Raw genomic sequence first — 20,730 nt, 5'->3', positions numbered from 1 at the left:
CGAACCGGATACGTCAGAACACGCCGGGAATGAGTCGCTTCGTGCGGGCACAATAGGCGTCGTATTCGCCGCCAAAGGTCTGGCGCATCATCGCCTCTTCGCGCGACTGTCGCACCGCATAAAGCGCAAGCACGGCAGCCAGCCCGGCAAAACCCGCGATCCAGTTCGGGATCAGCAACACCTGGGCGAGCCCCCAGAGCAGGAACGAAGCGTACATCGGGTGCCGGACATGGGCATAGACGCCGCCGGTCACCAGTTGATGCCCTTCGCGTACTTCAAGCGTGACCGACCAGTTGCGCCCGAGATCCTTGTGGCTGCGGCGAAACAGCCAGAGGAAGACGGCACCGGTCAACATGCCAAGAACGAGAACGGGAACAGGCTGGCCGCGATCGGCAAAGTCTGAAAACAGATCCAGACGCCAGGCGATCGGCATGACAACAAGACCGAGGAAACAGAGCGTCAGCAGAGAGATGTCGAGCACCGTCCGGTTGTCGACGCGCGTCTTCTGCCGCCGTGCCCGACGCATCGCCGGATAGCGCATGGCGCACCACACCAGGAGCATCACGGCCCAGAGAATGAAGGAAATGCGGATCATGCTTCGACCTTTGTCTGTTCGGCGACGAGCGCGATAGCCGGCGCGCTGCCGGGACCGACCTCTTCGAGCCGCTGCGTGCCACAGCAGATCAGGAAGAAGTCGTAGAAATAGCGGCGACTGTTGGCCGAGATGAACTGGTAGTGCACGCGGAAGAAATTGCGTTTGATCCGCTTATAGCTTTCCGACACCAGCATCTCTCTGAACCGCACCTGGAACATGCGCGGAAAGGCATCCTTCCGCTGGTGGGTCAGACCGGCGAGCCGGTAGGGGTCGCATTTGTAGAAATTGATGATGTCGGTGAGCGCCTGGAACTCGGTCCAGCGCAGTGCCGGAAACCGAGACAGGTTCTCCAGCCGTTGACGCGCCCTCACCGCTGCCGGATGCAGGCAGACCTTGAGCGAAGTTGATCCGACCGTGAGCAGGGTAAAGTCGACTGCCCGTCCCTCACCCGTCAGGCGCTCCGCCAACAAATGGGCAACGTCAAGGATCAGCGCCCCACCGGTCGAATGGCCAACGAGCAACACCTCGTCATATCGACCATCCCGCAAGCGCTCATCGATCAACCGTGACCACGCATCGAGACGCAGATCCATGTCCGGCCGGCGGCCGCGCAGATGCTCGCGGCTGAACGACCAGAGATCCATCAGGTGGAAGACGAAATAGCGCCGGCCGATGAAACGCCCCGCAGCATAGGCGACGAGCATGCCGACCAGAACGGCAACGATCATGCTTCCCGGAAAGCCGGCAAACCTCACCAGCCGATAGACGAAACACCCTGCTCCGGCGAACGCCATGAGCGCCACGGCCGGATAAAGAAAATAGAGCGCGAAACGCCAGTTGGTCCCGAAGAAGCGAAACATCGTCCCGCTGAAGACATAGTCGAGGAAGGAGATCAGATAGACCCAGAGCCGAACGACAAAGGGCCTGGACCCGTCACGTTTGACCAGATCGTCGAAGCTGAGGAAGGTCAGGTCGCTGACGCAGTCGCCGTCGGCGCCATGATAGTGGACCCGCGCCGTCGCAGCGATTCCGCCCGGCGCCGGTACCGGCTCCTCCATCCGCGCGGCCACTCCCCAGCAGGCACTGAACCGGGCCATCTCACGACCGATCCTGCGAAAGAACCCGGCCGAATCGTTGCGCTCATAACCACCGACCAGAAAGACGGCACGCCGCGCGACCGACGCCTGAGATTCCTCAGTCATCCACACTCCCACACTCGTTCATCCACCCGGCTCGTTCGTGCGAACCGGCCCCTTTCTGACTTTCTAAAGTGCAAGCTGCCTTAAGGACAGTCCGCAGGGTGCGCAAAGCCGGGGAAATTGTGCAAGAGCGGCGAAAATTGTCCAGGACACCCAATGCTGACCGTGAAAGGCCATGCACTCAGTCGCGGGGCGCCGCCATCAGTCCGGCGAAATCGAACAATTTCGGATCAAGCAGATGAGACGGATCGACATGACCGAGTGCCCGCAGCATCGCATCCTTCCGGCCCGGCATTCGCGCTTCGATGCCTGACAGCATCTCCTTCATCGCATTGCGCTGGAGCCCATCTTGCGAGCCGCAGAGATCGCAAGGGATGATCGGGAAGGCCATGGCTTCAGCAAACCGCGCCATGTCGTCTTCTGCGGCATAGGCAAGCGGACGCAGGACGAAGAGATCCTTCTCGTCGTTGAGCAGTTTGGCCGGCATGGCCGAGAGCCGACCGCCATGGAAGAAGTTCATGAAGAAGGTTTCAAGAATATCCTCGCGATGATGCCCAAGCACCAGCGCATCGCATCCTTCTTCGCGGGCGATCCGGTAGAGATTGCCCCGCCGCAGACGCGAACAGAGGGAACAATAGGTGCCGCCGCTGGGCACCTTCTCCTTCACGATCGAATAGGTGTCGCGATATTCGATCCGGTGTTTCACCCCAATGGACGCCAGATAGTCCGGCAGGACATGCTTGGGGAAATTCGGTTGCCCCTGGTCCAGATTGCAGGCCACGAGTTCGACCGAAAGCAGACCGCGCCATTGCAGGTCAAGAAGGATGGCGAGCAGGCCATAGCTGTCCTTGCCCCCCGACAGGCCAACCAGCCAGCGTTTCTGGCCCTTCAGCATGTCGAAATCGGCAAGCGCCTGGCGCACCTGACGGATCAGCCGCTTGCGCAGCTTGTTGAACGAAACGGAGCCTGGCGCCTGGGCAAAAACGGGGTGAACGGTCGCGAGGTCGAACTCGTCCTCGGCCTCCAATGCGGCTGCATTCTGGCTGTCGATCGTGGTGGCGAGGTTCATCTACGGCTCCGTTCGCCCTGCAATGCCCGTTGCGGCCCGGAAGATCAAGCCCCGAACACCGACCAGCCCGTGCGCGTGGCCAGCATTTCGAGTGCGGCCGAGCCGAGCGCCGAGTTGCCGACCTTGTTGAGACCGGGCGACCACACCGCGATCGAAGCCTTTCCGGGTGCCACCGCGAGGATGCCGCCACCAACACCGGACTTGCCGGGCAGGCCGACCTGATAGGCGAAGTCTCCCGAGCCGTCGTAATGCCCGCACATCAGCATCAGCGCATTGATGCGCCGCGCCCGCTTCGGCGAGACCACCGAGAAACCGGTCAGCGGATTGGTGCCGCGATTGGCCAGAAACAGTCCGGCATGGGAGAGCTGCACGCAGGAGAGCGCCAGCGCGCATTGGTGAAAATAGACGCCAAGCGTGTGCTCGACCGGATGGTCGAGATTGCCGAAACCGCGCATGAAATTGGCCAGCGCGAAATTCCGGTAGCCGGTCTTCTGCTCCGACTGCGCCACTTTCTCGTCGATGGAGAGGCTCTCGTCATCGGCGAGATAACGCATGAAACGCAGGTATTCGCCGATAGCCTCGCGCGGCTTGTGACCGGCCAGCACCATGTCGGTGACGACGATCGCACCGGCATTGATGAAGGGATTGCGCGGGATGCCGTGTTCATGTTCGAGCTGCACGATCGAATTGAAGGACGAGCCTGACGGCTCGCGACCGACCCGCTTCCAGATCGCCTCGCCCGCCTTTCCGAGGGCCAAAGTCAGCATGAAGACCTTGGAAATGCTCTGGATCGAGAAGGAGGTATCGGCATCACCGGCCTTGAAGGTCTGGCCATCGACGGTGGTGATCGCAATGCCGAACTGTTTCGGGTCCACCCGGGCAAGTTCGGGGATGTAGTCGGCAACTTTGCCCTCGCCCAGACGCGGCTCCAGCGCCTGGACGATCTCGTCGGCAATCTGCTGCAGATCCATATCCCATCCCCTTGCACCGTTCTGGCGGCATCATCGCGGCTCTCTCCCGCACTGCAAACAAAAAAAGCCGCCCCGAAGGGCGGCTTTCCACAAATCCGTATCGCGAAGAATTAACGCGAGTAGAATTCGACGACCAGATTCGGTTCCATGATGACCGCATACGGGACGTCCGTCAGGGTCGGGACGCGCGCAAACGTGGCAACCATCTTGTTGTGGTCGACTTCGATGTAGTCAGGAACGTCGCGCTCGGCGAGCTGGACCGATTCCAGAACGATGACGAGCTGCTTCGACTTCTGACGAACTTCGATGACGTCGCCGGCCTTGCAACGGTAGGAACCGATGTTGACGCGAACGCCGTTGACCGTGACGTGGCCATGGTTGACGAACTGGCGGGCAGCGAAGATCGTCGGAACGAACTTGGCGCGGTAGACGATGGCGTCCAGGCGCGACTCAAGCAGGCCGATCAGGTTTTCGCCGGTGTCGCCCTTGCGACGGTTGGCTTCATCGTAAGCAGCGCGGAACTGCTTCTCGCTGATGTCGCCGTAGTAGCCCTTGAGCTTCTGCTTGGCGCGCAGCTGCACGCCGAAGTCGGAAAGCTTGCCCTTGCGGCGCTGGCCGTGCTGGCCCGGGCCGTATTCGCGACGGTTGACCGGGGACTTCGGACGGCCCCAGATGTTTTCGCCCATACGGCGATCGATTTTGTACTTGGATGATGCGCGCTTGCTCATCGTATTTCCTTCTCAACACGTTAGGACGGTTTGTTACCAAACCGCCTCAAGGAAACACGCCCTCCTCTGAGCCTCCTTTTTCGAAGCTCTGACAGGATTCTCGCGTCAGCGAACGGAGAAAACCACGGGACATGTTAAAACAAACACCGGGCATTTCGGCCCGGCGTTGGGGCGTCATTAGTGGGCTTGGTCAAAAATGTCAACAACGAGACTTGAAACAGGCAAGAACAAAACCATCTCTTGACGACGCAGCACCGGGCCCCTCTGACGCGAGTGCCGGATTCCCGTGATGTCGGAGCTGCGATCCTCAACTATCCGGCAAGGGAAACCCCATCGTGGATTTTCTTTGGATTGATTTTCTGGGCAAGCCTGCCTGGATGTGGCTCACTTTCGTCGTCGTCGTTCTCTTCCTCCTCGCTCTCGATCTCGGGGTTCTTCATAAGGACAGCCGCGAGATCGGCATCAAGGAGAGTTTCGCCCTCTCGGCCTTCTATATCACCCTCGGCCTCGCCTTCGGTGGCTGGCTCTGGTACCAGAGCGGCGAACAGGCCGGCCTCGAATACCTCACAGGTTTCGTGGTCGAAAAAAGCCTCGCGATGGACAATATCTTCGTCATCGCGATGATCTTCAGCTACTTCTCCATTCCCAGAGCCTATCAACACCGCGTCCTGCTCTGGGGCATTCTCGGCGTGATCGTCCTGCGCGGCATCATGATTGCGGCAGGTGCTGCAATCGTCGAGAACTATAGCTGGGTTCTCTATATCTTCGCGGCCTTCCTCATCGGCACTGGCATCAAGATGCTGCTGACCGCCGACCAGGAATATGACGTGTCCTCCAACCCGGTCCTGAAGTTCCTGCGGCGCAAGCTGCCGGTCACCGACGGCCTGCGCAAGGAGCACTTCTTCGTTCGCGAACCGGACGAGAAGACCGGAAAGCTGAAGACCTTCATCACGCCGCTCTTCCTGGCGCTGGTGATGGTGGAACTGGCCGACGTCATCTTCGCCGTCGACTCGATCCCGGCGATCTTCGCGATCACAACCGACCCCTATATCGTCTACACCTCGAACATCTTCGCGATCCTCGGCCTGCGCGCCCTCTATTTCGCGCTCTCTGCCCTGATCCACCGCTTCGCATATCTCAAATACGCGCTGTCGGTCGTGCTGATCTTCATCGGCTCGAAGATCTTCCTCGCCGACATGCTGGGACTGGCCAAGATCCCGCCTGTGGTCTCGCTGACGGTCACCCTCGGCATCCTTGCGGCTGGTATCCTCGGCTCTCTCTGGGCGACAAGAAACGCCCTGCCCGAGAAGCACGGCACCGGCCACTAACGCGGGCAACACGTGTAAGGGGCGGCTCTCGGGCCGCCCCTTTTCGTTGCGGCTTGCGGTTTTGCCCAGACAATCCCCGGCCGATTAGGCAGCAAGTGCTGACAGGCGAGGCGAACTCCGCTATCCCGTGGGTCCCGCCAACAACTTGCGTCTCCCCCGATGATCCTGCGTTTGTCTCGTTTCTGCCTGCTCGCCTTGTTGTGTCTTTCCCTGCCGCTTGCCGCCACCAGCGCAAAAGCGGCCACGCATGCCAACATCCTGGTGGATGCCGAGACGGGCGAGGTGCTGGCGTCCATGAACCCAGACGCCATCACCTATCCGGCGTCGCTCACCAAGATGATGACGCTGTATCTGACCTTCGAAGCGCTGCATTCGGGACGACTGTCCTGGGATCAGCGGCTGGTGATTTCCAAGAACGCGAATGACAAGGAACCCTACAAGTTTGCGATCGGCGCCGGCAATACGATCAGCGTGCGCGAGGCGGTGATGGGCATGGTGGTGCTGTCGGCCAATGACGCGGCAACCGCCGTGGCCGAAACGCTGGCAGGCTCCGAGGCTGCCTTTGGCGTGGTCATGACCGTCAAGGCGCACAAGCTCGGCATGAACGACACGGTCTTCACCAACCCTTCCGGCCTGCCCGACCCCGCCCAGGTGACCACCGCGACCGACATGGCCCGCCTCGGCCTTGCGCTGATCCGCGACTTTCCCGAGGAGTACAAGCTGTTTGCCTCGCGCGGCATGACGTTCCGTGGCATGAAGTTGCGCGGCCACAATCCGTTCCTCGTCCGCTATCCCGGTGGCGACGGCATCAAGACCGGCTACACCAAGGCCGCCGGGTACAACATCGTGACATCGGCCACGAATGGCGAACGCCGCCTGGTGGGCGTGGTGCTCGGGGCTTCGAGCAACGACGCCCGCAACACCGAGATCATTGGCCTTTTCGAGAAGCATCTCGGACCTGTACCCGTCAAAGCCAGCCAGACGTCCATCAAGATCCAGGGACAGACACCATGAGCGATACCGTTCTCGACCGCTTTCTCCGTTATGTCGTCATCGACACCCAGTCGGATCCCGCCTCGGGCGCGCAGCCATCGACGGAAAAGCAGAAGGATCTCGGCCGCCTGCTGACCGCCGAATTGCTGGCGCTGGGCTTGTCCGATGCCCATCTCGACGAACACGGCAATGTCTATGCGACCATCCCGGGCAACACGTCCAAGGACGTGCCCGTCATCTGCTTCTGCAGCCACATGGATACGGCTCCTGACTTCACCGGCACCAATGTTTGCCCGCAGATCCTGCGCAACTATCAGGGCGGCGACATCACGCTTCCCGGCGACAGCGGCCAGGTGATCCGTGTCGAAGCACATCCGCAGTTGAAGAGCCAGATCGGCAATGACATCGTTACGACTGACGGTACGACACTTCTCGGCGCCGACGACAAGGCGGGCATTGCCGAGATCATGACGGCGGCGGCCCATCTGCTGGCCAATCCGAACATCCCCCACGGGACGATCAAGATCCTCTTCACCACCGACGAGGAGATCGGTCGCGGCGCCGACAAGGTGAACCTCGAAAAGCTCGGCGCCCGCTTTGCCTATACGCTGGATGGATCCACCGTCGGCGAGATCGAAAACGAGACCTTCTCGGCCGATGGCGTGACGATCGACATCTCAGGCGTCGCCATGCATCCCGGTTACGCCAAGGGCAAGATGGAAAACGCGATCAAGATCGCCAGCGACATTGTCGCCCGCCTGCCGCGCGACATTGCACCTGAGACAACGGACGGCCGCGTCGGCTTCATCCACCCGGTCGATCTTTCCGGCAGCATGGAGAGCGCCCATCTGCAACTGATCATCCGCGACTTCGACGATGCAGGACTTGTGGAAAAAGAAGCACTCTTGAAGGCGATCGCCGAAGACGTGCTGTCGGGCTATCCCGGCTCAACCATGACCTTCACGGTCAAGCAGCAATACCGCAACATGAAGCAGGTCCTCGACCGTCATCCCGAGATCATGGACAATCTCGCCGAAGCCGTGCGTCGTGTGGGCCTGGAGCCGGTGTTGCACAGCATTCGTGGCGGCACGGACGGCTCGCGCCTGTCCTTCATGGGCCTGCCCTGCCCCAACATCTTTACCGGCGGCCACGCCTATCACTCGCCACTCGAATGGGTGAGTGTGCAGGACATGGAAAAGGCGGCGGAAACGATCGTTGCCCTGGTACAGGTCTGGGAAGAGCGGGCGACTTAAGGCCGCTCGCGGAAGGTTGCCGCCGAAGACCGTTATTCGGCGGCCGACTGTGACGGCGCCTCGGCGTCCACCTGATTGGGATCTCCGGGGCGCGTTTCAGCCTCGAGATCCGGGAAGGCGACAATGCGCTTGCCGGAAAAGTCGGTATGCACGACGACCAGGCCCTGCTCCTCGAAATAGCCGAGCAGACGACGCGCACGCCGTGCCGAATGGGTGCCATAGGCACGGGCGATGCGCATGTCGGACGGGCATTCCTCGTTGCGGAGTGCTGCCTTAGCCAGCAGCAGGAACACGCCCTGCAAATCGTCGGACACCCGCACAGAAAGCGACAAGGCCGTCTGCCAGCCTTCACTCGCCGCCGTCTCCTCATCGACGCCGGCGCGCGCGACCGCCACGCGGCGGCGGAATTCGCCCATCGGCATCGGCGGGCCGGAGACACGGCGCATGCGGGCGCGCACCAGGAACTCCTGATAGAGCACGCTGTCTGTGCGGTACGCCGCCTGGGGATCGGCGAGGATTTCCGAGAGCACGGCCGACAGTCGCTCCTCGCGTTCCTCCGCCGACATTTCCGAATGGCGCGATGGCGCTGAAGCATCAGCATTGATCGGCACATCAGAAGCAGGTGTCGAGCGCGAGAGCTCGGCGAGAATATCCGTGGTCGGACGCGGGGCCGGCGGCGCGCGTCGGACGATCGGACGGGTAAATTCTTCCGGATCGGGCGTGAAGATCAGATCCTCGACATCCTGCGGCGCATCCGGCAGCGGCATCAGGAGCGGCGACGATGAACGCGCCGAGGTTTCGACGGTCCCGATCACGATCGGCAGCGGGCGGCGCGAGAGAGCCGGACCCAGCGCCACGAAATTGCCGCGCTGCAGGTCGCGGAACATCTCCGCCTGGCGCCGGTCCATGCCCAAGAGATCGGCGGCGCGCGCCATGTCGATATCGAGGAATGTGCGGCCCATCAGGAAGTTCGAGGCTTCCGCTGCGACGTTCTTGGCAAGTTTGGCGAGGCGCTGCGTGGCGATGACGCCGGCAAGCCCGCGTTTACGGCCGCGGCACATCAGATTGGTCATCGCACCGAGCGACACCTTGCGCGCGTCTTCCGACACGTCACCACCGACGGCGGGGGCAAACATCTGCGCCTCGTCGACGACCACAAGCACCGGATACCAGAATTCACGGTCTGCATCGAAGAGACCGTTGAGGAAGGCACCGGCCGCGCGCATCTGCTGTTCGACATCGAGCCCTTCGAGCGTCAGCACGCAGGAGACCCGGTGACGGCGGATACGGTCGGCGATACCGACCAGTTCCGCCTCGGTGCGCTCACCGTCCACGACCACATGGCCATATTTGTCCGAGAGCGTAACGAAATCACCCTCGGGATCGATGATGACCTGCTGGACCCATGGCGCGGACTGTTCGAGCAGGCGACGCAGCAGATGCGACTTGCCGGAGCCGGAATTGCCCTGCACGAGAAGACGGGTGGCAAGAAGCTCCTCGATATCGAGCTTGGCAGGCTGACCGCCCTGCACCGTTCCCATATCGATTCCGACTTTCAACTGCGCAGTCTCCTGAATGCCCATGAATGCATTGACCAGACGTCTCTAACAGACTTGCGCCCTTCCGTCCGAGGATGGCGCAAGAAACCCACAGGCAATGCTGTGCGAAAGGCCGGAATACGGGGCGTTGTCGCACGCGATCCACCTTGGCGATTCGCTGGTTCGATTTATGTAGCAGTCCGAAGTCGCGATCACCAAGCAAAGCCGCCACCGACAGGGGACAGCAGCCTGCCTCCGGCTCCACAAGGCGTGCGGAGCCGGAATGCCGGAATTAGAGCCTGATGTCCCACAGCGACATCCGCGGAGGCAGCCGCTGGACTTCGTCCACCGGCAAGCCGATGTCCTCAAGCATGCGCGGCGAGAGACCAGAGGCGACATTGCGGATCTTCCGCTGCCGCCAAGCCGCAAACAGAACCGCAAGTGCAGTCCGCCATGGGCCGAAACGCTCGACCAGTTCGTGGATTCTGTCGTTGAGAGGGACCTCAACCAGTGATTGATCTTTGTGCATGATTTTTCCGCCCCGGAACGCGACGGCGCCCAGGTCCTTTCGGTGATGAAAAACGACGCGGATCGAGCCTGAAGACACGACTACGCGCGCCGGGGGCCATTCACGTCAGTAGGATGAAAATGCCTGAAAAGGCGGAGAAACTGATCGAATGAACGATCAGCGGGTGGTTCGCACGCAGCCGAGGATGGCCGGAGAATATGCAAACACCGATCCGCCAGAGAGGCGCATATGCGTCGAAGAATGAGTCATCAGTCGCCTCCTGTTGCTTAAGTTGCGGATGAAGGGAACATGCCACGCCGAATCGGCGCCTGCAACCCCGCAATTCGGGATTGCAAAACTTCAGAACATCCGTTGCACAGATGCAACAGATTGTCGCAGGCGAAGCGACACCGTGAAGATCGGTCAGGTCCAGGCCCTGACCATTCTCTGCTTACCCCTGATGTCGGGAAACCAGCAGCTTGTCGATCCGTCGGCCGTCAAGGTCCACGACTTCGAAACGCCAGTCGCCCTTCACGAAGCTCTCGCCGAGTTCCGGAATGCGTTTCATCTCGTCCAGCACGAAGCCTGCAACGGTGGTGTAGTCGAGATCGGGATCGACAGGCACACGAATGATGTCAACGAACTCGTCGATCGGCGTCCAGCCGGCGACCAGATAGGAACCATCCTCGCGCTGGAACATCGCCTGTTCCTCGGAGGCATCCTGCTGGAAGGCGCCGGTGATGGCTTCGAGGATATCCCCTGAGGTGACGATCCCTTCAAAATGGCCATATTCGTCGTAGACGAGCACCATGTGCAGCGGGGTCCGGCGCAATGCCTCGATGATGTCGGTCGCCTTGGAGAGATCGGAGACCACGGGAACGTCCGAAACCAGGCTTGCGAGATCAGCGGCATTGCCCATGGCGAGCCGCTCATAGAGGGTCTTGGCAAGCAACACACCGATGATCTCGTCGGAATCGCCCCGTCGCACCGGGATACGTGAATGCGGGCTGTCGCGCAGCACCTCGCGCACCTCGTCGATCGTATCCTCGACGTCAAGGATCAGCACGTCGCGACGCGGCGTCATCAACCCGCGGGCCGTTCGGTCGGCAAGGCGCATCACCCCGCTCAGCATCGCGGATTCGCCAGCCTCGATGACCCCGGCGCTATGCGCTTCGGCGAGCACCGTGCGGATTTCCTCGTCCGTCACCCTTCCGCCGGCATCGCCGCTCTGCCCGAGCAGGGAAAGGATCAGCTTGCCAGATCCGTCGAGCAGCCAGACGAGCGGGGCCGCGACCTTGGACAGGATCGACATGAACGGCGCCATCCGGGCGGCAACCGCCTCGGCATTGCGCAGTGCCACCTGTTTCGGCACCAGTTCCCCGACGATCAGCGACAGATAGGTGATGAGCATGACGACAGACCCGACGCCGAGTGCATCGGACGCGGTCTCCGACAGGCCTTGGGCACCCAGCCACGTGGAGAGGCGCGCGCCGAGCGTGGCGCCGGAAAAGGCCCCGGAGAGAACGCCGACCAGGGTGATGCCGATCTGCACGGTGGACAGGAAGCGTCCCGGATCGGAGGCGAGGCGAAGTGCGGTCTCGGCGCCGCGGCTTCCCTGCTCGGCCAGCACTTTCAGACGGGCCGGACGGGCCGAAACCACGGCAAGTTCAGACATGGCCAGAATGCCGTTGAGCACGGTCAGGAAAAAGACGATTGAAATCTCGATGAACAAAACGCTGAGCAAGGCTCCTCTACACCGGCAGCATGGCCGGCCAATAGCCCATAGCTACTAACACGACGAACACGAGCGAAAAAGCCGAAAGGCATTCGCCGTCGCGAATGGGTGGCATCAAGCCAGAGCGATCGCAGGCTGTTCGGAAACGGCAAGTCCCATGCCCTGCATCAACCGGCGTGTGGGAAAGTCCTGCCGGCCGGATGTAAAGACGGCAAAATCGAAGCCGTCCGGATGTTCAGCATCCTCGACCAGCGGAACGAGCCTTCGTGCCTGGCGGGCAATGGCCTCCGCCGGATCGAGCCAGTCGACCGGCCAGGGTGCCAGCTTGCGAAAGACATTGGCGAGGAACGGATAATGGGTGCAGGCGAGCACGACGATATCGGTTCGCGCGCCATCCTTCTCAACGAAACAGGGCGCGATCTCGGCGCGCACCGCCTCGTCATCCAGTGTCTCGCCCCGGATATAGGCTTCTGCCATGCGCGCAAGGTTCTCGGACCCGACCAACCGGACATGGCATTGCGAAGCAAACGACTGGATGAGATCACGGGTATAGGCGCGGCGCACGGTACCGGGCGTGGCGAGCACCGAGACGAGACCGGACCGCGTCCGCTCGGCCGCCGGCTTGATCGCCGGCACCGTCCCGATGAAGCGCATGGCGGGAAAAGCTTCGCGCAGCTCGGCACCGACCAGCGTGAAGGCGGTGTTGCAGGCAACGATCACGGCCTCGGGGTCGTAGCGCTCGAGCAGGTCTCGAAACACGTCGATCACGCGGGCCTTGAGCGGTGCCTCCTCCCAACGGCCATATGGAAAGCCGGCATCGTCGGAAACATAGATGAAGCCACGTTCGGGCATCAAAAGCCGCGCCTCGCGCAGCACGGTCAGCCCACCGATCCCGGAATCGAAAACCAGGATGGGCTTCAGTTCATTCGGTGCCGGCTTGACCATCTGTATCAGCATCCTCATCACCCGCCACTGGGACTGCCGGGGCTCTCTGCCCCCGCCGCGAGAAACGGTCGAGGGAGGAAATCACGCCCCGGACCACATGGATCTCGGGCGTGGTGAAAGCGCGCCGGCTCAGCACCGCCCTTAAATTCTCTACCATCCTGGCTTTTTTATGCGGCGGATGAAAATAGCCGCGCGCATCGAGTGCTTCCTCGACATGATCGAACAGGCCGACAAGTTCGTCCTTTGTCGCCATGGGCTGCTCGGGTGCGTCGAAAGGCACCGCATGCACATCGTCCATGCTGGACTTCATCCACTCGTAGGACATCAACAGCACCGCCTGTGCGATGTTGAGAGAGGCAAAGGCAGGATTGACCGGGAAAGTGACGATTTCGTCGGCCAGTGCGACGTCTTCGTTCGACAGACCGGATTTTTCCCGGCCAAACAGGATACCGGTCTTTTCGCCCGCCCTGAACTTGTGGCGCAGGGTCTCGGCCGCCGTCACGGGCGATCGAACCGGCTTGAACCCGTCACGCCCCCGCGCGGTCGTCGCGTAGACGAAATTGAGGTCGGCGATCGCCTCTTCCAATGTGTCGTAGACGACGGCCCCGTCGATGACGTGATCAGCCTTGGAGGCGGCAGCACGGGCCTTGTCGGACGGCCAGCCGTCGCGCGGCTTGACCAGGCGCAGTTCCACCAGGCCGAAATTCGCCATCGCGCGCGCCACCATTCCGATGTTTTCGCCAAGCTGCGGCTCCACCAGAATGATTGCTGGCCCTTCCGCCAGCATGATGCGCTCGCTGTTCGTTCCCGCCATGATCCGCCCTTCTTGAAACAATCCGGGCTCCCATTCGCACAAATTCACCGCGCCGCAAAGGGGCGGGTCACTGCTTGGGCCAGGATCCCGTGACCAGAAAGTCGAGATACGAATGGGTGAGCGCGGCATATTCGGCTTTCACCGACGTCTCGATATTCCCGGCCGCGTAGTCACGGTTCCAGAAGTTGTCGATGACGTAATGTCCATCCTGCTCGATCACATGGAAGATCGTGCCCGGCTCCTTCAGGTTCGGCGCGTGTCCAAAGCAGGACATCGCATCGAAGTAGACGGCGACCGGCGTCACCGCACCAACAGGCGTGAGTGTCTCGAAGCGGACATCCTTCAGCGGACAGGAATCCTGGCCGCCGATCACCACGTCATAGCCAGTCATATAGCCCTGGCCATCCTGGAGTTCGTCCACCTTTTGGGCGAGCCGGTAAACCTCGACGAAACTGCTGCTATAAATCGACGCAAGAAGGCTCTCGTCGAAATATCCCTGTGCTTCGACTGCAGGCTGGCCTTCGCCATTCCAGCCGGCAACCGCCATGACCGTCCTCACGGGATCAGCGGGGTCGGCTGCAAAGGCAGGAAGCGATAAGAGTGTCGATACAAATGCTATGGCAATATGGACAGGTTTCGTCATCGCCGCCTCGCTACTCGCCACCCTGGACCTTCAGATCCTGCTTGATCGAATTGCCGGAATTGCCGTCGACGACAGGATAGATATCGTCGATCACCGCCCGCCCGTTTTCGGTCTCGACATGGAAGATCAAGACCGTATCGGCAGCGCCAGCTGCGTCCGAAGAACAACTGCGGTTGTCGAAAAGCGCTGTGACCTGACCGTCGCCATCATCTTCGATTCGGATATTCTTGAAGGGGCAACCGTCCTGCCCCTGGGCAATTGGGTCGTAGTCGAACGGGAAGCCCGTCGTCTCACCCTCCGGGATGTCATACGGCGGGTTCTTCGATGCCGCGCGAAAGGCAGCGACAAACTCGGCACTGAACAGACGTTTAAGTCGGTCCTCGCTGAAGACCTCCTCTTCGGTGCCACTCGCCCCCTCTTCCCAATTGCGCGCAGTCGCCTCGACGATCTCGCGCACCGGCGCCGTCATGTCGACGGCGAGTGCCGGTCCGGCACCGGACATCAACGCGAGCATGAACAAACCAGCCTTCATCGTCTTCATGCAAATCTCTTTCCCGGTTTCAAGCGGCGTCACGGACAGGCGCATGGGTAGACCACTCTCCTAGCGCGAATGAGCGCTGTAGGCCCGGTCCAAGTTTGGGAGAATGCCGGCATCTCAGCCGAAAGTCGCGGGGGCAGTTTTTGTCCGGAACGCCTCAGCACTGTTTGCCTTGCCGTGAGAGAATGTTATAGGCAGGCCATTGGCGCAGCGCCCTCCCCTTGGCCTGCGCGTCAGGCAAACTCCGTGAGGATATTCATGACCAAGATCAAGGTAGCCAACCCGGTCGTCGATCTCGACGGCGACGAGATGACCCGCATCATCTGGCAGTTCATCAAGGAAAAACTGATCCTGCCCTACCTGGATCTCGACATCGAATACTACGACCTATCGGTTGAAAACCGCGATGCCACCAACGACCAGGTGACGGTCGATGCTGCTCACGCCATCAAGAAGCACGGCGTTGGCATCAAGTGCGCGACGATCACGCCGGACGAAGCCCGCGTGAAGGAATTCAACCTCAAGGAAATGTGGAAGAGCCCGAACGGCACGATCCGCAACATCCTCGGCGGCGTCATCTTCCGCGAGCCGATCATCTGCAAGAACGTTCCCCGCCTTGTTCCCGGCTGGACCAAGCCGATCGTGGTCGGCCGTCACGCCTTCGGTGACCAGTACAAGGCAACCGACTTCAAGTTCCCCGGCAAGGGCAAGTTGACGATCAAGTTCGTCGGCGAAGACGGCGAAGTGATCGAGAAGGAAGTCTACAACGCGCCGGGCGCCGGCGTGGCACTTGCCATGTACAACCTCGACGAATCGATCCGCGAATTCGCCCGCGCTTCGATGATGTACGGGCTGATGCGCAAGTGGCCGGTCTACCTGTCGACCAAGAACACCATCCTCAAGGCCTATGACGGCCGCTTCAAGGATATCTTCGAAGAAGTCTACCAGACCGAGTTCAAGGCGAAGTTCGACGAAGCCGGCATCGTCTACGAACATCGCCTGATCGACGACATGGTCGCCTCCGCTCTGAAGTGGTCCGGCGGCTACGTCTGGGCCTGCAAGAACTACGACGGCGACGTCCAGTCCGACACGGTTGCCCAGGGCTTCGGCTCGCTCGGCCTGATGACCTCGGTTCTTCTGTCCCCCGATGGCCGCACGGTTGAAGCCGAAGCCGCACACGGCACAGTGACGCGCCACTACCGTCAGCACCAGAAGGGCCAGGAAACCTCGACCAACTCGATCGCCTCGATCTTCGCCTGGACCCGTGGCCTTGCCCACCGCGCCAAGCTCGACGACAATGCGGAACTCGCCCGTTTCGCAACGACGCTCGAAAAGGTCTGCATCGACACCGTCGAAGCCGGCTACATGACCAAGGATCTGGCGCTGCTCATCGGCCCTGATCAGCCGTGGCTGTCGACGACCGCCTTCCTCGACAAGGTCGACGAAAACCTGAAGAAGGCCATGGCCGCCTGATCGGCGAATGCCATAAGCAATCATCATCAACCCGGCCAGCAATGGCCGGGTTTTTTCATGCCTCGGCAGCGCCCTCTTGATCGATGCCGGGATCGAGATCTTGAGCATCGATCCGGGCAAAGTGCTCCCGGATCCGGTTCGCCAGCCGCACACTGGAAACGCTGAGACCACTCAAGAGCACATCGGCAATCAGCTCCCGCTCCGGCGTTTCCTCGTCAAGATAGCGAAAACGCATGAAGGTCTGTCGCCCGTCGCGTCTTTGCTCGAACTCGACGATGGTTTCCCAGGGAATGCGGGTATCGGTCCGGTAGTCGACAATTTCCTCTTCATTCAGTTCCAGCGCGGGCTTCAGCGCCACGACGATACGCCGAAAGCTTCGATGCAATCCGAGAAAGCTCAAGGCAACCAGCGCGATATAGAAGAAGCTGATGAACGATCCGAAACCTCCCCCCAGCAACTGTGTGAGCACGCCGCCGAAGGCGACGGCAAAGACGATCGTGAGCAGGGTGACGCCGAGTAGAGGCACGGCACGCGCCGGATAGGCGACAAGAAGGAAAGGTCTGTTGTCATTGGCCATGGGAAAACTGTAATCAAAAACGGCAACGCTGGACAACAGGGCCAAGTGACCAAAGCAGCCCTGTCCGGGGATAACTGTCGGCAAAGGGAGAATGATCATGTCAGAACTGCATTTCTACACACATCCCATGTCGCGCGGGCGGATTGCCCGCTGGATGCTGGAAGAACTCGGCGAGCCATACGAGACCCATTTCGTCGCCTACGGCCCTGAAATGAAGTCCGACACCTATCGGCGGATCAATCCGATGGGCAAGGTGCCCGCAATCCGCCATGGCGAGACCATCGTCACCGAGTGCGCCGCCATCTGCGCCTATCTGGCCGATGCCTTTCCCGCAGCGGGCCTTGCACCACAGCCACGCCAGCGCGGCGACTACTACCGCTGGATGTTTTTTGTGGCCGGTCCTCTGGAGGCAGCCTCGACCAATCGCAGCCTCAAGGTCGAAGTCCCACTCGATCTCAAGGGCATGGTCGGCTACGGCTCGTTTGAAACGGTCATGGACACCCTGGAAATCGCGCTGACCGATCGCGAATTCGTCGCCGGCGATCGATTTTCTGCAGCCGATGTCTATGTCGGCGCCCATATCGGCTGGGGCTTACAGTTCGGCTCGGTCGAACGACGCCCCGTCTTCGAGACCTATTTCGCCGGACTTTCCGCGCGCCCGGCCTACCAACGCGCCCGCAGGCTCGACGATACAGCTGCTGCCGAAATGCAGAAGACGCCGAGCTGACCCGACGGGTTAGCGCCGCCGCAGCGAACGGGCAGGTGGATAAAGCCGCCGATTGCAAAGAGAGCCGGACTCAGTGTCCTATAGCGTCTGTTGATGTGGAACACTTTCATCGTCGGAACCCGCGCATGCCAGACGAAATCGGTGGCAAGCCATGAAGGAAGACCTGCTCCCGAAAACTGTCAGCGTTTTCCGGGAGGGGTATGACCTTGCGCGTTTGAAGGCCGATGCTCTGGCGGGGCTGACCGTCGCGATCGTCGCCCTTCCCCTGTCGATGGCGATTGCGATTGCCTCCGGCGTCACGCCAGATCGCGGTCTCTACACCGCAATCGTCGGCGGCTTCCTCGTTTCCGCGCTGGGCGGCAGCCGGCACCAGATCGGTGGCCCTGCCGGCGCATTCATCGTTCTGGTGGCCGCAACGGTCAGCCGTCACGGCATCGAGGGCTTGCTCTTGGCAACGGCCATGGCAGGGCTGATGCTGATCGCCGCCGGATTGCTGCGGCTCGGCGACTACATCAAATTCATCCCCTATCCCGTGACCATCGGCTTCACGGCCGGTATTGCCGTGATCATCTTCGCAAGCCAGATCGGCGAATTGCTGGGGCTGACGTTTCCCGAAGGAGAACCTGGGCCGCTGATCGACAAGATCCCATCCATCGTCTCCGCCCTGCCCGGTTTCTCACCGCCCGCCGCAGTCGTTGCGGGCCTGACGATTGCGATCATCCTCATCATTCGCCGCTTTCGCCCGACCTGGCCCGGCCTGCTGATCGCCGTGATCACCGCCTCGGTTTCGGCTTCCATGCTGTCTGTGCCCGTTTCGACGATCGGCACGAAGTTCGGGGGGATCGCGTCCGGCCTGCCCATGCCGAGCCTGCCGCACCTGTCGCCCGCGCTTGCGATCGCAGTCCTGCCGGACGCGATCGCTTTTGCGCTTCTCGGCGCGATCGAGTCGCTTCTCTCCGCCGTCGTGGCCGACGGCATGACCGGCCGACGGCACCGCTCCAGCATGGAACTGGTGGCACAGGGGCTCGCCAATATCGGTTCCGCGGTCTTCGGCGGGATCTGTGTCACGGGCACCATAGCACGCACGGCAACCAATGTCCGGGCGGGCGCCACAAGCCCGGTTTCGGGAATGCTGCATGCCCTCTTCCTACTCGCGTTCATGCTGGTCGCAGCCCCCCTCGCCGCCTACATCCCGCTTGCGAGCCTCGCAGGTGTGCTCGCCGTCGTCTCCTGGAACATGGTGGAACGGTCGGCGATATCCGCACTGATACGCTCCTCACGAGCCGAAACTCTGTTGCTGGCCGTGACATTCCTGCTGGTCATCTTGCGAGACCTGACCGAGGGGATCGTCGTCGGCGTCTCGCTCGCCGCCCTGCAGTTCATCCACCACATGGCGAAGGGCTTGAAGGTAACAAACCAGGACGATGAGAGACCGCTCGAAAACACCGATGCCGGCACCGTAATCTACCGGCTGGACGGCGCCTTCTTCTTCGGCGCCGTGGCAAGCGCGAGCGCCGTCCTCGACCGCATCGCAGATGGCCACCGGAACCTCGTGCTCGATTGCAGCGGCATTCAATTCATCGACACTTCGGGCGCCAATCTTTTGGCAGGTGTCATTCGCAAAGCCCGGCGCGACGGGGTTAAGGTCTATGTGGTGAGTGACCGTCCGGAGGTCCGCCAGTTGCTTTCGCATCACGACCTGCATGCCCAGGATATCGTTTTCACCAGGACGCTGAGCGAGGCCCAATGGGCGATACAGGGCAATAGCCTCTAAACCTGGTCTTGCCTTATACGCTGCTACGCCGCCGGCCGCTCCTTTCCGCGCGTATCGGCAGCCAATTGCTGCGACAGCGCATGCAACTGAGCCGTTGGCTGTTCAGTGCCTGGGTGCTCTGCCCAGCTCAGCCGATCACGCCCGGCCTTTTTCGACGCATACAGTGCCCGGTCGGCCGCCGCCAGCGCCATCGACAGATCCACATCCCCGGATGCCAGCCTGACGGCACCGAGACTGATCGTCACCGGAAGCGCCATATCCGCATGGCGGATATCGAGGGTCGCGACGCCCATCCGCAATCGCTCGAGCAGATCCGGATCCGCCGCCACCTGGCGTGCAGGCAGGTAGATGCCGAATTCTTCACCACCCAGGCGGCCGAACACGCCGCCCTTCGGAAGACGGCCCGACAGGAAGGTCGCCAACGCCACCAATGCGGCGTCCCCTGCGGCATGCCCATGCGTATCGTTGATCGCCTTGAAGTGGTCGGCATCAACCAGGGCAAGGACGGCTCCCGCACCCGATTCGTCCGGCCTCTGGCGACTGCGCTCCACCGCAAGCAGGAAGGCTCGCCGGTTCGGCACCGCGGTCAGAAAGTCGATCTCGGAGGCGAGTTTGTGGGCCCGGAGCGTCCGCTCATAGACCATGGCAAAAATCGCCAGAACACCGACAAGGCCCTGGACGAAATAGATGAACATGATCAGCCCGAACCAGTTCGGGCCAAATCCGCCAGACAGCGTTACCGGCTCAAGCAGCGGCATGGGCGTGCGGATCAGATAGACAAGGGCATGACCACCAAAGGCGAAGATGGCGAGGCGGCGCGCCGGAAGAGGATCGTGTCGATACCCCTGCCAGATCGCGGCAGCAACCATGAAGGAGCTGATGAAAAACAGCACCGAACAGACGACGATCCGCATGTTCAGATCAACGGCAAAACGCGGCCAAAGCTCGAAGCAGACCAGCCAGATGCCGCCACAGGCGAAGGCCTTAAGGAAGGAGAAGCGCAGCTGGCGCCGGTCAAAGGCCAGACAACCGAGCCACACCAGACCGAGGCTCCAAAGGCTGAATGCATTGCCGAATCCGAGCGCCACGATCGGCGGCGCGACGTCGCGCAGGCTGAGCAAGGCAAGACCGACGCAGCCCGCCCAGAAGCCGAGGGTCCAGAAAGCCAATGCCCGATCCGCGCGGTCCTCGTTCCACAGCAAGGTGACGAATACCGACACGGTGATGCAGGCCGCAGACAGGCAGAGACTGAGTGTCGGAATGTGAAATAGGTGGTCCAAGTTCAACCCTCGCGAAGGTCGGGACCATGGCATCCAAGATTG

At 61.4% G+C, this 20,730-nt stretch carries 20 protein-coding genes; 6 read left to right on the top strand and 14 right to left on the bottom strand.

Annotated elements, in window-relative coordinates; translation table 11 throughout:
- Positions 1 to 13: 13 nt before the first annotated feature.
- The 5 genes from DFO46_RS06370 to rpsD form a co-directional block, all read right to left on the bottom strand.
- Positions 14 to 595, bottom strand: coding sequence for a protein-S-isoprenylcysteine O-methyltransferase (locus DFO46_RS06370; protein ID WP_110790608.1), 582 nt, complete (start codon positions 593 to 595; stop codon positions 14 to 16).
- A complete protein-coding gene (locus DFO46_RS06365) occupies positions 592 to 1,797 on the bottom strand; it encodes a lipase (RefSeq protein ID WP_110790609.1) in 1,206 nt (401 codons plus the stop codon). Before DFO46_RS06365 ends, DFO46_RS06370 begins: the two co-directional genes overlap by 4 nt.
- Positions 1,798 to 1,975: 178 nt before the next feature.
- Complete coding sequence (gene ttcA, locus DFO46_RS06360) at positions 1,976 to 2,863, bottom strand: tRNA 2-thiocytidine(32) synthetase TtcA (protein WP_110790610.1); 888 nt, start codon at positions 2,861 to 2,863, stop codon at positions 1,976 to 1,978.
- A 44-nt stretch (positions 2,864 to 2,907) separates the two neighbouring features.
- Positions 2,908 to 3,834, bottom strand: a complete 927-nt coding sequence (locus DFO46_RS06355; RefSeq protein WP_120276725.1) for a glutaminase — start codon at positions 3,832 to 3,834, stop codon at positions 2,908 to 2,910.
- A 110-nt stretch (positions 3,835 to 3,944) separates the two neighbouring features.
- A complete protein-coding gene (gene rpsD, locus DFO46_RS06350) occupies positions 3,945 to 4,562 on the bottom strand; it encodes a 30S ribosomal protein S4 (RefSeq protein ID WP_110790612.1) in 618 nt (205 codons plus the stop codon).
- Between the two features lie 335 nt (positions 4,563 to 4,897).
- Here rpsD and DFO46_RS06345 point away from each other — a divergent pair, with 335 nt between their 5' ends.
- The 3 genes from DFO46_RS06345 to pepT all read left to right on the top strand — a co-directional run bounded on the left by DFO46_RS06345 (position 4,898) and on the right by pepT (position 8,136).
- Entirely contained in the window at positions 4,898 to 5,890 is a 993-nt protein-coding gene (locus DFO46_RS06345) for a TerC family protein (protein WP_110790613.1), read from the top strand.
- Between the two features lie 159 nt (positions 5,891 to 6,049).
- A complete protein-coding gene (locus tag DFO46_RS06340) occupies positions 6,050 to 6,904 on the top strand; it encodes a D-alanyl-D-alanine carboxypeptidase family protein (protein WP_120276724.1) in 855 nt (284 codons plus the stop codon).
- On the top strand, positions 6,901 to 8,136 hold the full coding sequence (gene pepT, locus DFO46_RS06335; RefSeq protein ID WP_120276723.1) for a peptidase T: 1,236 nt from the start codon (positions 6,901 to 6,903) through the stop codon (positions 8,134 to 8,136). Before DFO46_RS06340 ends, pepT begins: the two co-directional genes overlap by 4 nt.
- Positions 8,137 to 8,168: 32 nt before the next feature.
- Here pepT and DFO46_RS06330 read toward each other — a convergent pair whose 3' ends face one another.
- The 7 genes from DFO46_RS06330 to DFO46_RS06300 form a co-directional block, all read right to left on the bottom strand.
- Positions 8,169 to 9,695 (bottom strand): ATP-binding protein, encoded by a 1,527-nt coding sequence (locus DFO46_RS06330; protein WP_183041849.1) that lies wholly within the window; start codon positions 9,693 to 9,695, stop codon positions 8,169 to 8,171.
- 271 nt (positions 9,696 to 9,966) lie between these two features.
- Positions 9,967 to 10,203 carry a DUF1127 domain-containing protein gene (locus DFO46_RS06325; protein ID WP_120276721.1) on the bottom strand — a complete coding sequence of 79 codons (237 nt, stop codon included), beginning with the start codon at positions 10,201 to 10,203 and terminating at the stop codon, positions 9,967 to 9,969.
- A gap of 430 nt (positions 10,204 to 10,633) precedes the next feature.
- A complete protein-coding gene (locus tag DFO46_RS06320; protein ID WP_120276720.1) occupies positions 10,634 to 11,914 on the bottom strand; it encodes a hemolysin family protein in 1,281 nt (426 codons plus the stop codon).
- A gap of 117 nt (positions 11,915 to 12,031) precedes the next feature.
- Positions 12,032 to 12,871 carry a glutamate racemase gene (gene murI, locus DFO46_RS06315; RefSeq protein WP_110790996.1) on the bottom strand — a complete coding sequence of 280 codons (840 nt, stop codon included), beginning with the start codon at positions 12,869 to 12,871 and terminating at the stop codon, positions 12,032 to 12,034.
- Positions 12,840 to 13,676, bottom strand: a complete 837-nt coding sequence (locus DFO46_RS06310; RefSeq protein ID WP_110790619.1) for an RNA methyltransferase — start codon at positions 13,674 to 13,676, stop codon at positions 12,840 to 12,842. Before DFO46_RS06310 ends, murI begins: the two co-directional genes overlap by 32 nt.
- 67 nt (positions 13,677 to 13,743) lie before the next feature.
- Complete coding sequence (locus DFO46_RS06305; RefSeq protein ID WP_120276719.1) at positions 13,744 to 14,223, bottom strand: hypothetical protein; 480 nt, start codon at positions 14,221 to 14,223, stop codon at positions 13,744 to 13,746.
- A 106-nt stretch (positions 14,224 to 14,329) separates the two neighbouring features.
- Positions 14,330 to 14,860: a hypothetical protein gene (locus DFO46_RS06300; protein ID WP_245408849.1), complete on the bottom strand. Its 531-nt coding sequence runs from the start codon at positions 14,858 to 14,860 to the stop codon at positions 14,330 to 14,332.
- Positions 14,861 to 15,115: 255 nt separating this feature from the next.
- Between DFO46_RS06300 and DFO46_RS06295 the strand changes: the two genes are divergently transcribed.
- A complete protein-coding gene (locus DFO46_RS06295; RefSeq protein WP_110790621.1) occupies positions 15,116 to 16,330 on the top strand; it encodes an NADP-dependent isocitrate dehydrogenase in 1,215 nt (404 codons plus the stop codon).
- 55 nt (positions 16,331 to 16,385) lie between these two features.
- Here the strand turns inward: DFO46_RS06295 and DFO46_RS06290 are convergent, their stop codons facing one another.
- Complete coding sequence (locus tag DFO46_RS06290; protein WP_147412743.1) at positions 16,386 to 16,907, bottom strand: hypothetical protein; 522 nt, start codon at positions 16,905 to 16,907, stop codon at positions 16,386 to 16,388.
- A 97-nt stretch (positions 16,908 to 17,004) separates the two neighbouring features.
- On the opposite strand from DFO46_RS06290, the gene DFO46_RS06285 reads away from it, so the two are divergent.
- Positions 17,005 to 17,634, top strand: a complete 630-nt coding sequence (locus tag DFO46_RS06285; RefSeq protein WP_120278161.1) for a glutathione S-transferase family protein — start codon at positions 17,005 to 17,007, stop codon at positions 17,632 to 17,634.
- Between the two features lie 151 nt (positions 17,635 to 17,785).
- Entirely contained in the window at positions 17,786 to 19,408 is a 1,623-nt protein-coding gene (locus tag DFO46_RS06280) for a SulP family inorganic anion transporter (RefSeq protein WP_120276717.1), read from the top strand.
- Between the two features lie 23 nt (positions 19,409 to 19,431).
- Here DFO46_RS06280 and DFO46_RS06275 read toward each other — a convergent pair whose 3' ends face one another.
- A complete protein-coding gene (locus tag DFO46_RS06275) occupies positions 19,432 to 20,688 on the bottom strand; it encodes a GGDEF domain-containing protein (RefSeq protein ID WP_183041848.1) in 1,257 nt (418 codons plus the stop codon).
- Positions 20,689 to 20,730 lie beyond the last annotated feature (42 nt).

This window comes from Rhizobium sp. AG855 (assembly GCF_003610655.1).
Classification (GTDB): domain Bacteria; phylum Pseudomonadota; class Alphaproteobacteria; order Rhizobiales; family Rhizobiaceae; genus Allorhizobium; species Allorhizobium wuzhouense.
Note: the sequence above shows the minus strand (reverse complement) of the source record. Positions and strands in the feature narration are given on the sequence as shown.